Origin of the sequence: Demequina muriae, assembly GCF_030418295.1 — a bacterium.
Classification (GTDB): Bacteria; Actinomycetota; Actinomycetes; order Actinomycetales; family Demequinaceae; genus Demequina; species Demequina muriae.
Genome location: NZ_JAUHQA010000001.1, coordinates 359,418 through 371,658, shown reverse-complemented (window position 1 = coordinate 371,658; position 12,241 = coordinate 359,418). Strand labels below are relative to the sequence as shown.

Genomic DNA, 12,241 nt, shown 5'->3' with positions numbered 1-12,241 from the left:
GAGGAGGTGTCGGCTGACGTGACGAGCATCGAAGGCGACGTGATCGTGGTCGGCGCTGGGCCTGTCGGAATGGCGACCGCCCTCGGCCTCGCTCACCATGGCGTGCGCTGCACCCTCGTCGAGCGGCGCGCCGAGCCCACGGTGGGGTCCAAGGCCTTCGGCGTCTGGGGACGCACGCTCGAGACGCTCGACGCGTGGGGTCTCAGCGAGCGATTCCTCGCGGCGGGCGATGCGCGGGATGCCGTCTCTCCCGTCACGGTCGAGACGGGTCGGCCCGCCTTCACCGTGGACTTCACGGCGCTCGCGGCCGAGAGCGCGATGCCGGGCCTGCTGCTGATCCCGCAGTCCTCGACCGAGCGACTGCTGCGTGAAGCGGTGACGAGTGCGTCCGGCATCGACCTGGTGGACGGCGACGTCACCGATGTCCGGCTGGACGATGCGGGGGCGGACGTGGACATCGCATCGCCCGACGGAGGCGTGACGACGATCAGGGCGGCCTACGTGGTCGGCGCGGACGGATCCCGCTCCGCGGTGCGCGAGTCTCAAGGCGTGCGCCATGAAGGACGCATCATCGACCACGACCTCCTCGTGTTCGACATTGCGCTCGAGGACGACGCGGACCTGAGTCCCGTGCGGCTCGTCGCGAAGCAGCCCGGCCTGCTCGCCGGCCTGCGATTCGGGCCGGGCCGATGGCGGGTGCTGGCCTCGCTCGAGGCGCTCACCAATCCCACCACGACGGCGACCGACGGCCCGCCGCCGCGCAAGCCCGATCTGCCAGTGGAGCGACTCGAAGGCTTCGCGCATCAGCTCTTCGGCGAGCGCGAGCTCGACGTGCTGTGGCAGAGCCAGACCACGCTGTACCAGCAGCGCGTGCCCGACTTCCGGCTCGGCGGGCGGATCCTCCTCGCGGGCGACAGCGCGCACCTGGTGTCGCCCGCGGGTGGGCAGGGCATGAACCAGGGTATCCAGGATGCGGAGAACCTCGCGTGGTCGCTTGCCGCGGCGCTGCGGGCCGGCGACGGCCCCACGGCGGAGTCCATGCTGGACGGCTACGCCGGCGAGCGCGAGCATGCCGCGGACGTGGTGGCGCGTCGCGCGCAGATCAACTCTCTTCTCGAGTTCGCGACTCCGCCGTGGCTGCGACCGCTCGGGTTCTTCGCGCTGCGGATCGCGACGCGGCTGTCGTGGTTCACGCGCATGCTCACGCGACGGCTGTCGATGCGCGACCTCCGCTACCGTCCCCATCACTCCGTGCGGCTGCGCGGGTCGAGCCGCATCGGCCTTGGTCCCGTGGGCCGCCGACTGGCGAACGTGGTGCTCCCGGATGGCACCCGGATGGTGACGCACACCCAGGGGCGCGCCGCAGTCATCTCGATCGCGTGCGACCCTCCGGCAGTGCCGCCCGGCATGATCGCGGTGCGCCTCGAGTCCGCGCCGCGGGGCTCCCATCTGCGGTCGGGTCAGGTGGCCGTGCTGCGCGCAGATCGCTATGTGGCCGCGGTGCTGCGCCGGCCCAGCGCGCAGCGCCTTGCCGAGGTCCTCGCCGACACCGTCGGCGCCTGACCTCTCCCCGCGCGATCTCTGCCCGCCCGCCATCTCCCCAGCAGTGCAGGAGCGCACGAAGTGGCCGAGAACGTGACCTGGTGCACTGCTGGGGCACGTCAGAGCGCCGCTTGACCCCCGCATCGGGCGCACTGCCTATACTGGTCGCACAAGCGACGACCCGGCCATCACCGGTGAGCTTGCGGAAGAACGGGCGTCACGCCTCAGTAGAACCGCACGGGCAGCCCGTCACAGCGAGTCCCCTCGGGGACATGAGCGGTCACGCACCGTCCGCAGCAGCGGGCGAGCGGGGCAAGCGAGGTGGTACCGCGCGAGCGGGATCGCGGCCGATGCGGTCGGGACCTGGGAGCGTCCTCGTGACAGCAGTCTTGTGTCCAGGACCACCGAAGGAATCGCATGTACCCGCAGCATCGCCCCGGCTCCGAAGTGCCCGCCTCGCCGAGCTTTCCCTCCATCGAGGAGGATGTGCTCGCGTACTGGAAGTCCGACGGCACGTTCCAGGCGTCGATCGACAACCGTGAGACCGCGCAGGAGTTCGTGTTCTACGACGGCCCTCCGTTCGCCAACGGGCTGCCGCACTACGGCCACCTGCTGACCGGGTACGCCAAGGACGTGGTGCCGCGCTTCGAGACCATGCGCGGCAAGAAGGTCGAGCGTCGGTTCGGCTGGGACACGCACGGGCTGCCCGCCGAGCTCGAGGCCGAGCGCGTGCTGGGGATCACCGACAAGGCCCAGATCGACGAGATGGGCATCGCCGCCTTCAACAAGGTGTGTCGCGAGTCGGTGCTGAAGTACACCGACGAGTGGGAGGAGTACGTCACTCGTCAGGCCCGCTGGGTCGACTTCGAGAACGACTACAAGACCCTCGACGTCACGTACATGGAGTCCGTGCTGTGGGCGTTCAAGTCGCTGCATGACAAGGGCCTCGCGTACGAGGGCTATCGGGTGCTGCCGTACTGCTGGCGCGACGAGACTCCCCTCAGCAACCACGAGCTGCGCATGGACGACGACGTCTACCAGATGCGCCAGGACCCCGCGCTGACGGTGCTGCTGCCGCTCGATCCTGCTGCCGTGGCCGCAGCCGCGCTCGGGGACGACGTGAAGGCCGCACTGACCGGCGCATCGGCCGTCGTGTGGACCACCACGCCGTGGACGCTGCCGTCCAACCTCGCCGTCGCCGTAGGCCCCGAGGTCGAGTACTCGGTGGTCTCGCCCGTCGAGGGCGAGTTCGTGGGCCGCAGGGTCGTGCTCGCATCGGCTCGCCTGGGCGCGTATGCGCGCGAACTGGGTGAGGGCGCGACCGTCGTCGCGACCGTGACCGGCGCGGAGCTGGCCGGGCTCACGTATCAGCCGCCGTTCGACTACTTCACGGGCCGCGAGAACGCGCACCAGATCCTGGTCGCGGACTTCGTCACGACCGAGGACGGCTCCGGGCTGGTGCACCTCGCGCCGGCCTTCGGTGAGGACGATGCGGCGGTGTGCGGTGCCGTGGGCATCGAGACCGTCATCCCGGTCGACTCGAAGGGCCGCTTCACGAGTGAGGTGCCTGACTATGAGGGCCAGCAGGTGTTCGAGGCCAACGCGCCGATCATCCGCGACCTCAAGGACGCCGGAGTCGTGCTGCGTCACGAGACCTACGACCACTCGTATCCGCACTGCTGGCGGTGCCGCAATCCGCTGATCTACCGCGCGATCTCGTCCTGGTTCGTGCGGGTCACCGAGTTTCGCGATCGCATGGTCGAGCTGAACGAGGACATCCGCTGGGTGCCGGACCACATCAAGGAGGGGCAGTTCGGCAAATGGCTCGAGGGCGCCCGCGACTGGTCGATCTCCCGCAACCGCTACTTTGGCACGCCCATCCCGGTGTGGGTGAGTGACGACCCTGCTTTTCCTCGCACCGACGTGTACGGGTCGCTCGAGGACATCGAGCGCGACTTCGGCCGCCTGCCGGTGAACGAGGACGGCGAGCCCGACCTGCACCGCCCGTACATCGACGACCTCACACGGCCCAACCCTGACGACCCCACGGGCCAGTCGACCATGCGCCGCATCCCCGACGTGTTCGACGTGTGGTTCGACTCCGGGTCCATGCCCTTCGCGCAGGTGCACTACCCCTTCGACAACCGGGAGTGGTTCGATGGCCACCACCCGGCGGACTTCATCGTCGAGTACATCGGGCAGACCCGCGGCTGGTTCTACGTGATGCACGTGCTTGCGACGGCCTTGTTCGACCGGCCGGCGTTCACGACGTGCATCTCTCACGGCATCGTGCTCGGCTCCGACGGGCGCAAGATGAGCAAGAGCCTGCGCAACTACCCGGACGTCAACGAGGTGTTCCACCGCGACGGCTCCGACGCGATGCGCTGGTTCCTGATGGCCTCGCCGATCCTGCGCGGCGGCAACCTGGTGGTGACCGAGGAGGGCATCCGCGAGGGCGTGCGCGAGGTGATGCTGCCGCTGTGGAGCTCGTACTACTTCTTCCAGCTCTATGCGGGAGCCGCGAACGGGGGAGCGGGCTATCAGGCCTCGCTCGTGGCCGACGCGGACGTCGCCTCGCTGCCGGTGATGGACCGGTACGTGCTCGCCAAGACGGCCGAGCTCGTCGACACCATGACCGCGCAGCTGGACGCATACGACGTGCCGGGCGCATCGGCCTCGCTGACCGCCTCGATGGACCTGCTCACCAACTGGTACGTGCGCACGCAGCGCGACCGGTTCTGGGACGAGGACCCCCAGGCCTTCGACACGCTCTACACGGTGCTCGTGACGATCACGGGCGTCGCGGCGCCGCTGCTGCCGCTGCTCACGGAAGAGATCTGGCGTGGGCTCACGGGCGGGCGCTCGGTGCACCTGACCGACTACCCGACGGCTCCCGAAGCCTGGCGCGATACGTCCCTGGGCGACGTGATGGACCAGGTGCGTGAGGTCGTGTCGACGGCGCACGCCCTTCGCAAGAAGGAGCAGATCCGCGTGCGCCAGCCGCTCGCGGCGCTGCACGTCGCCGTCGACGATGTCGCGGCCTTCGATCCCTACGCCGGCCTGGTGGCCGCCGAGCTCAACGTCAAGGCCGTGCACGTGCAGGCGGTCGCGGAGTTCACCGCCGCTCACCCGGTCGAGCAGCAGCTGACGGTCAATGCTCGCGCAGCCGGTCCTCGCATCGGCAAGGAGGTCCAGGCCGCGATCCGGGGCTCCAAGACGGGCGACTGGTCGCTGTCCGCGTCCGGAGAGGTGGTCGCCGGTGGCGTCGCGCTGGTCGAGGGAGAGTACGAGCTCGCGACGGTGATCGGTGGAGGTTCCGCTGGGTCGGACGCGGGTTCGGAGCAGGCAGCCGCGGTGCTTCCCAGCGGAGGGTTCGTCCTCCTCGAGACCGGCCTCACGCCTGAGCTCGAGGCCGAGGGCTACGCACGCGACGTCATCCGCACGGTGCAGGACCGGCGCAAGGCCGAGGGGCTGAATGTGTCTGACCGGATCCGGCTCACTCTGCGTGTGCCGATGGACCGGCTGGGTGCCGTCGAGGGCTGGGGCGGTCTGATCGCCCGCGAGACTCTGGCTCAGAACCCCGAGACTGGCGAGGACCACATCGAGGTCATCGCGGGCACGGAGCTCGACGTGGCGGTGGAAAAGGTCTAGCGAGGACGGCGATCGAGGTTCCGCGAGTGATCAGTCGACGGGCCCGGTCCGCTCGCTCTTGGGCTGGTCGGAGCCGAGGACGGTCATGGGGGAGACGATGAGCAGCACCAGACTCTCCGCCCGATCAGGCGTGGTCTCGGCCCAGGTGAGCTCGACGTACCACCCGCCGTCGTCGTCGTCGGTGCGCCGGTATCCATCCGACACTCCAGGCCCATCCGCACTTTCGCGTTCGCGCGAGTAACTCCACCCCTCCCCCACGAGATGGTCGTGGATCGCCTGGGCAGCGCGCTCGGAGCTGCCAGCCGAGTCATCGAGCCAGCGGTACTGTCGCACTTGCCACCATGCCGATGACGACGGTTCGCCTCCAGGGCCGTGCTCTGCGCCTTCGCGCGCCTCGGCTTCGATGGTGGGCTCGGAGTCGATGAGCTCGGCGGGAATCTGCGAGTCGAGGTCGCTGCGGAGCTGCTCGGTCTCGGCCTTGTACTCATGGAGTTTGCTCTCTGGCATCAGACACCCTCCTACGCCGACTGCGATCAGTGCGGTCACGGCAAGCGCAATCGATCCTCTAGCGGCGTTCACTCGTCGATCGCGGACCATTGGGCGTCAGGCGGGTCGGTTCCGAGGACGGTCGTGGGGGAGACGATGAGCACGTCTACACGCTCCACCCGGTCGGGACTGGTCTCGGCCCAGATGATCTGGATGTACCAGAGGCCGTCGTCTTCGTCAGACCGACGATACCCCTCAGTGAATGACGTGCCGCTGCTGCCCGTGCCTTCTCGTGAATAGCGCCATCCTTCATCCGTGAGGTGGTCCTGCAGCGCCTGAGCTGTTTGCTGCGAACTGCCGGGCTCGTCGATGAGTCTGCGAAAGTGATTGAGGTGCCACGAAGCGGGTGAGGATGGTTCGCCGCCAGGCCCGTGTTGGGCTCCTTCGCTTACTGATCCTTCGATGATGGGTTCGTCTCGGATGAGTTCGGTGGGGATCTGCGCGTCGAGTTCCACGCGTAGTTCTTCGGCGACTTCCCTATACTCGTCGAGCTCACTTTCTGGCATGGCGCACCCTCCTAGGCTGGCGGCGATGAGCGTGCAAAGGACGGCTGCGATGGTTCGGCGCATGATCACTTGATGACCGTATAACGCGGTGAGTAGTCGGGAGCAAGGTAGCCGGGAATGCTCACCGCGCCTTGGCGTGGCACCTCCACGAAGTGGTCGGGGACGAACAACTCCGCCTCGCCTCCCGTGATCACAGCCATGATGCTCTGAAAAGACGTCGAACCAGGCGTGAAGACCGTGCTGTGGCTGTCGAAAGCTGGCGGCGACCAGTTGCCAGTCGTGTTGTAACTCTCGATCCACTCGCTCCCGTGGTCGGACGCATCGATACGGCCCGTCTCTAGGCGAACGATGCCAGGGGTGTCCAGCGTGGAAGGGCCGTGGACCCAGTCCATGAACGACGGCTGGATCGCGCCCACGACCGAATCGTTGCGCGCCATGAGTGAGTACTGAGGGACGTCAGCGGTGTGGGGGAAGTCTGTGAGGCCGGAGTTCCCATCTCCCAAGCCCGCCGCAGCGACGTAGAGGATTCGATCGGCCTTCATACCCTCGGCTTGCGCAACCCCGACTGTCGCCCCGCCGTACGAGTGGCCGAGCACCGTCACACTCGATTCCGAGGGCACTTGGAGACCATTGACGAAGCTGGCGAGCTTGGGCGCGAGGTCATGGGAGTAGCTCGCATTGGTTGCTCCTGGAATGCTCTGCGGAAACTCTCCGCCAGCCCACTGGAAGACGGCTGTCCGCCCGTCACTGTCGTTCTCGTGTATCGCTTGTGCGCGCTCGGAGGACCAACCGACCATGCTGGCGCCGGTGCCTGGTACGGAGACTGCGACGTTCTCTATCCACGAGGGGACCTCTCCGGTGCTCGGGTCGATCGGGCCGTGATACGTGGCAACCGACTGCCGTTCGATGTCGAACGCCACCACCTGCGCACCGGTGATCCGTTGCCGAGCGCTGTACTCGTCGACGTAAGTAGTGGGGTCGTCAAGCAACCCTTGCCACACATCGATCCGGTCGTTGATCGCCGCGATCTGGTCTTCGATGTCGAACCGGGCGCCGACGTTGCCGGGTCCCTGCATCCTGTTCATTCGTTGGCGGAGTGCCTCGACTTCCTCCTGCTCGGCGTCGATAGCGTGCTGCATATTGATCCGGTTGGCTGCTATCCGGTGGTCTAGCCGCACGCCGTTGAGATTGCCCACGAGCAGGGGCGCGCCCGCGATGAGCGCCTGGGCCGTCGCGGTGTCGAGGTCGCTCCACCATTCTCGGACCTGAGTGGCCGATGGTGGCGTGTCGAGGAGCACGTCCGCCCAGTTCGGGTGGTCGCGGAGGAGCGCGGCAGCCTCCGCGCCGCCGTGATCCGCGAGCCTGTCGAAGATGGCGCTCGCGAGGCCGGCATGGAAGCGCTCGTGCTGTTCCGCCGGGGTGGTGGTGCTCGTCCAGGGTTCGTCAGTGCGGAACGTCGAGGTGACCGAGAACGGTGGACTCTCGATCCTGCTGAGAGCCTTCTGGCAGTCCTCGACGGCTTGTTGGATGAGCGTCTCGACCTGGAGGCATTCCGTGCGGAGCCTTGCATTCCATTCGTACTGGCCGGGACCCCACACCTCCGCATCGGGTGCGAACTCTTGTTCGTACTGTTCTTCGAGCGAGCGGCGGTAGGTGGCGACTCCTTCGCGCAGCTGAGGAATCTCCAGCCTGAGAGTGTCCACGCGCTGTCGCGCCTCTTGCAGAGCTGCCGCCAGGTCTCGTAGCGCCCCCGCGGCTTGAGAGAGCGCATCGGTGAAGTCATCGCCCGCCTGTGAGACGACAGCGAACTTCGACACGAGCGTCGGGGTCTCCGCCATCTCGTAGACGTCCCTCAGACCGCTCCACTCCGACTGGGCTTCCGACGTTCGGGTGTCGACCTCGGCCACCGCGGTCCGCAAAGCACTCGCAGCTTCGTCGAGCGCCCCTGGCTCCGCAGGAACCTCGGGGACGTGGGACAGTGCGACGAGCGCGCTCACTGCGGCACCTGTCCGAACCGTCGCGACGAGTACGGAGGTGGGCCTGCCTCTGTCGCGGTTCGCGCTGCCGTCGTCGAGGCGGCCATCGTCTGATCGGCCTCGACGAAGGCGAGCGTTCCTTCATGGACCGCCGCCAAGGTCGACCGAGCGCGTGACACGAGAGCCTTACCCGCCTCGCGGCGCGGGTCTGCTGCGCTCTCGAAGGCCGCACGCACCGCCGTCAGCGATCCCAGCGCGGCGCTCACCGCATCTGCCGCATCGGCCGCCGCATCGACGGACTGCTCGACGTCGGAAACGGTGCCGGACACGGTTTGAGAAAGCGACGCGACTCCCGCCGCGTCGACTGCATAGCCCCCCATAGCGAGTCCAACCTAGCAAGTGAGCAGCGTTCGGGTGGGACTCGCGAGGTGCACGTGGGACACTGGCCGCATGCCTGATCCCAGCGACCTCACGCTCGGCGGCCTCACTCCTGACGAGGCCGAGCGCGAGATCTACAGCCACATTCTCACCCGCAATCCCGAGCACGACTTCGAGCCCACGCTCGACCGCGTGAGGGAGGCGTGCGACCTGCTCGGCTCCCCTCAGTCGGTCTTCAAGGCGGTGCACATCACGGGCACCAACGGCAAGACCAGCACCGCACGCATGGTCGAGTCGTTGGTCCGCGAGCACGGGCTTCGCACCGGACTGTTCACCTCTCCGCACCTCAGCACCGTGCGTGAGCGCATTCAGATCGACGGCGAGCCCATCACCCAGGATGACTTCATCCGCCTGTGGCAGGACGTCGCGCCCATCGTCCACCTGGTCGACGCCCGCTCCCTCGAGCGCGGCGGTCCGCGGCTGAGCTTCTTCGAGGTGCTGGTCGTGCTCGCGTACGCCGCCTTCGCCGATGCGCCGGTGGAGGTCGCTGTCATCGAGGTCGGCATGGGCGGCGTCTGGGACGCCACCAACGTCGCCGACGGACAGGTCGCCGTCGTGGCACCCGTCAGCATGGACCACGCGCAGTGGCTCGGCGAGGATCTCGCGGCCATCGCAGGGGAGAAGGCCGGCATCATCAAGGACGGCGCCACCGCCGTGATCGCCGAGCAGACCGATGCAGTCATCCCAGTCCTGCTCCAGGCCATCGCCGAGCGCGGCGCCACGGGGCTCTGGGAGGGAGACGCCATCGAGGTCGTCGAGCGCCAGCCGGGCGTGGGCGGCCAGCTCGTGACGCTGCGGACGCCCGCCGCGACCTATGCCGACCTGTTCGTGCCGCTCTACGGCGAGCATCAGGCGCACAACGCCCTGCTCGCGCTCGCGGCCACGGAGGCGCTGCTGGCCGACGGCGGTCCTGTGGAGTCGCTCGACGGCCAGACCGTCGAGGCAGGCTTCGGCGCCGTGACGTCGCCGGGCCGGCTCGAGGTGGTCCGCACCTCGCCGATGGTGCTCGTGGACGTCGCCCACAACCCGGCGGGCATCGATGCCCTGGTGAGCGCGGTCGAGGAGTCCTTCGCCTTCGAGTCGATCGTGGGTGTGGTCGGGATACTCGACGACAAGGACCCCGAGGGCATCCTGGGCGGTCTCGACCAGCTGCTCGACCACGTGGTCATCACGGCCTCGTCCTCGCCGCGCGCGATCCCGGCGGAGGAGCTCGCCGAGATCGCCCGCAGCGTCTTCGGCGATGACCGCGTCCAGGTCGCGCGAGACCTGCCCGATGCGATCGATCGCGCCGTTCAGACGGCCGAGCGCGTGCACGACATGGGGGCAGGTGTCCTCGTGACGGGTTCCGTCACGGTGGTCTCCGAGGCGCGCATGCTCATGGGCGCCGACAAGCGCAAGGGCGCGGGCCAGGCGCGATGACGTCCGAGTCGATGCCGCCGCAAGGCGCGTCCAGCGAGCCGCGCGACGAGCCGGCCGACGCCGCACCGCAGCAGCGCCCGCAGCGGCCCGCGACCCTGGTCTTTACGCAGGCGGTGCTCGTCCTGCAGGCCTTCGTCGCGCTGTTCGCGACGCTCGTGGCGTGGAGCTTTGCTCACAACGGGCTTCTCGACGCTCCGGCGGGCGGGGTCGCCGCCGGCGGAATCGCGCTCATGGTCCTGCTCGGCTATGCCGCGGGCAAGCAGAAGAAGCGCTGGGGACGAATCCTCGGCTGGATCCTGCAGGTGCCGATGCTGGTGGGCGGATTGCTCGTGCCCGCCATCGCCGTGATCGGTGCGGTGTTCCTCGGGATCTGGATCCTGGGGCTGCGACTCGGCTCCCGCATCGACCGTGAGCGCAAGGAACGTGACGACGCAGCCACGACCCACGCCGCGACGCCGGACGGCGCGCACACGCCAGGGGAGGCCACCGCGTGAGGTCCTCGTCGCTCGTGCGCCGCGTGACGATCGCGATCGTCCTCGGGGTGATCGGTCTGACCATGCTGATCTACGCGCTCGAGCGCACGTCGCTCATCAACTTCGCCGCCACGCACGACGGCACCGAGGCTGTCATCCCCACGCGCGTCTACGTCACCATGTTCGTCGGCCTCGCGGTGGTGAACCTCTGTGCGTTCTGGGCCCTCGACCACTGGGGGGCGTACCTGCGCACCCATCCCGAGGTCAAGCAGCTTCCCGTGTGGTTCCTGGTGCTGCTGATCGTGCTGCCGGGCGGCGCGCTCGTCACCTCCGTCGCGACCCACGCGGGCTACATCCGGAGCCTCGACGCGGTGCCGGTCGACCCCAACGCGGGGTTCGTCGCCTTCCAGGTAATCATGGCGGCGCTCGTGATCATCGCCCTCGTGCTGCTCGGCGCGCGGTGGGCGCCGGGGTACAAGCCGCGCGAAGCGCCCGCCCAGAACTGAGGTGCGGCACGCCCGACGGCCTGGCGAGCGCTGGCGGGGCCTCGCCGCCCGCCGTACCCTCCAGTCATGGGACGGCTCGTCTACTCGTATCTGGCATCGCTCGACGGCTACATCGCCGATGCGTCCGGCGCGTTCGACTGGGCGGAGCCCGACGAGCAGGTGCTCGCGTTCATCAACGAGCTGGAGCGAGGGGTCTCGACCTACCTCTACGGTCGTCGCATCTACGAGATGATGGTCGTCTGGGAGACGGATCCCGACCTCGCCGCCAGTTCGCCCATGAGCGGAGAGTTCGCCGGCATCTGGCAGCAGGCGGACAAGGTCGTGTTCTCGCGCACCATGGACGAGGTCGCCACCCGTCGCACCCGGATCGAGCGCGAGTTCGACCGCGCCACCGTCGAGGCGATCAAGGCGAGCGTCGACGGGGACCTGGCGGTGTCAGGGGCGACTCTCGCCGCAGTCGCGGCGCGGCTGGGGCTCATCGACGAGGTCCAGGTGTTCTTGGCCCCCGTGGTGGTGGGCGGCGGCCAGCGCATGTTCCCCGACGGCGTGTGGCAGGACCTCACGCTGCGTGACGAGCGCCGGTTCGACAACGGCATGGTGTGGCTGCGGTACGACGTGGCCCCGCCCGCCGGCACGGCCTCCTGAGGCGGAAGCGTCGCCTACGCCGGCACCTCGACCACGGACGTGACCACGAAGTCCTTCAGCACCTCGCGACCCGGCAGTCCGCCCAGTTCGAGCAGGAACGCATAGCGCACGCTCGCGGCCCCCGCTCGGGCGAGCATCTCGCCGACGGCGCTCGCGGTGCCGCCGGTCGCGAGCACGTCGTCGACCACGAGCACGCGCTTGCCCTCGAGCCCGTTGGGGCTGAGCACCAGCTCCGACGCACCGTATTCGATCGTCGCATCGGACTCGAGGAGGTCGCCGGGCATCTTGCCCTTCTTGCGCACCATCGACATTCCGATCCCGAGCGTCTGCGCGACCACGGGCGCGAAGATGAAGCCACGGGCGTCGACCCCCACGACGATGTCGACGGATCCTGGTGCGGGGGTGAGCGCGTCGCACGCCTCCCGGAACAGCGCGGGATCCGCGAGGATCGGGCTGATGTCGTAGAACAGGATTCCCGGAACGGGGAAGTCGGGGTGAGTGTCGAAGTGGGCGAGTGTGATCACGCGGACATCATCCCA

At 68.4% G+C, this 12,241-nt stretch carries 11 protein-coding genes; 6 read left to right on the top strand and 5 right to left on the bottom strand.

Going from position 1 to position 12,241, the window contains the following annotated elements:
- Positions 1 to 18: 18 nt before the first annotated feature.
- Entirely contained in the window at positions 19 to 1,563 is a 1,545-nt protein-coding gene (locus QQX02_RS01760) for an FAD-dependent oxidoreductase (RefSeq protein WP_301140826.1), read from the top strand.
- A gap of 396 nt (positions 1,564 to 1,959) precedes the next feature.
- Entirely contained in the window at positions 1,960 to 5,193 is a 3,234-nt protein-coding gene (gene ileS / locus QQX02_RS01755; protein ID WP_301140825.1) for an isoleucine--tRNA ligase, read from the top strand.
- Positions 5,194 to 5,223: 30 nt separating this feature from the next.
- Here ileS and QQX02_RS01750 read toward each other — a convergent pair whose 3' ends face one another.
- The 4 genes from QQX02_RS01750 to QQX02_RS01735 all read right to left on the bottom strand — a co-directional run bounded on the left by QQX02_RS01750 (position 5,224) and on the right by QQX02_RS01735 (position 8,601).
- On the bottom strand, positions 5,224 to 5,700 hold the full coding sequence (locus tag QQX02_RS01750; protein WP_301140824.1) for a hypothetical protein: 477 nt from the start codon (positions 5,698 to 5,700) through the stop codon (positions 5,224 to 5,226).
- A 68-nt stretch (positions 5,701 to 5,768) separates the two neighbouring features.
- On the bottom strand, positions 5,769 to 6,314 hold the full coding sequence (locus QQX02_RS01745; protein WP_301140823.1) for a hypothetical protein: 546 nt from the start codon (positions 6,312 to 6,314) through the stop codon (positions 5,769 to 5,771).
- Entirely contained in the window at positions 6,311 to 8,152 is a 1,842-nt protein-coding gene (locus QQX02_RS01740) for an alpha/beta hydrolase (RefSeq protein ID WP_301140822.1), read from the bottom strand. Before QQX02_RS01740 ends, QQX02_RS01745 begins: the two co-directional genes overlap by 4 nt.
- 86 nt (positions 8,153 to 8,238) lie before the next feature.
- Complete coding sequence (locus tag QQX02_RS01735; protein WP_367304223.1) at positions 8,239 to 8,601, bottom strand: DUF6507 family protein; 363 nt, start codon at positions 8,599 to 8,601, stop codon at positions 8,239 to 8,241.
- Positions 8,602 to 8,671: 70 nt separating this feature from the next.
- Here QQX02_RS01735 and QQX02_RS01730 point away from each other — a divergent pair, with 70 nt between their 5' ends.
- From QQX02_RS01730 to QQX02_RS01715, 4 genes are all read left to right on the top strand, one after another.
- Positions 8,672 to 10,078, top strand: a complete 1,407-nt coding sequence (locus QQX02_RS01730; protein ID WP_301140820.1) for a bifunctional folylpolyglutamate synthase/dihydrofolate synthase — start codon at positions 8,672 to 8,674, stop codon at positions 10,076 to 10,078.
- Positions 10,075 to 10,572 (top strand): DUF4233 domain-containing protein, encoded by a 498-nt coding sequence (locus tag QQX02_RS01725; protein WP_301140818.1) that lies wholly within the window; start codon positions 10,075 to 10,077, stop codon positions 10,570 to 10,572. The genes QQX02_RS01730 and QQX02_RS01725 overlap by 4 nt, the downstream gene beginning before the upstream one ends.
- Positions 10,569 to 11,057, top strand: a complete 489-nt coding sequence (locus tag QQX02_RS01720; protein WP_301140817.1) for a hypothetical protein — start codon at positions 10,569 to 10,571, stop codon at positions 11,055 to 11,057. Before QQX02_RS01725 ends, QQX02_RS01720 begins: the two co-directional genes overlap by 4 nt.
- Before the next feature lie 66 nt (positions 11,058 to 11,123).
- Positions 11,124 to 11,702: a dihydrofolate reductase family protein gene (locus tag QQX02_RS01715; protein ID WP_301140816.1), complete on the top strand. Its 579-nt coding sequence runs from the start codon at positions 11,124 to 11,126 to the stop codon at positions 11,700 to 11,702.
- A gap of 14 nt (positions 11,703 to 11,716) precedes the next feature.
- Here the strand turns inward: QQX02_RS01715 and QQX02_RS01710 are convergent, their stop codons facing one another.
- A complete protein-coding gene (locus QQX02_RS01710) occupies positions 11,717 to 12,226 on the bottom strand; it encodes an adenine phosphoribosyltransferase (RefSeq protein WP_301140815.1) in 510 nt (169 codons plus the stop codon).
- Between the last annotated feature and the right edge of the window lie 15 nt (positions 12,227 to 12,241).

What these genes read in the sequence shown, in the direction of transcription:
- QQX02_RS01735 (WP_367304223.1), bottom strand. Translation starts at nt 8,601, where the DNA reads ATGGGGGGCTATGCAGTCGACGCGGCGGGAGTCGCGTCGCTTTCTCAA.
- QQX02_RS01750 (WP_301140824.1), bottom strand. Translation starts at nt 5,700, where the DNA reads ATGCCAGAGAGCAAACTCCATGAGTACAAGGCCGAGACCGAGCAGCTC.
- ileS (WP_301140825.1), top strand. Translation starts at nt 1,960, where the DNA reads ATGTACCCGCAGCATCGCCCCGGCTCCGAAGTGCCCGCCTCGCCGAGC.
- QQX02_RS01715 (WP_301140816.1), top strand. Translation starts at nt 11,124, where the DNA reads ATGGGACGGCTCGTCTACTCGTATCTGGCATCGCTCGACGGCTACATC.
- QQX02_RS01730 (WP_301140820.1), top strand. Translation starts at nt 8,672, where the DNA reads ATGCCTGATCCCAGCGACCTCACGCTCGGCGGCCTCACTCCTGACGAG.
- QQX02_RS01725 (WP_301140818.1), top strand. Translation starts at nt 10,075, where the DNA reads ATGACGTCCGAGTCGATGCCGCCGCAAGGCGCGTCCAGCGAGCCGCGC.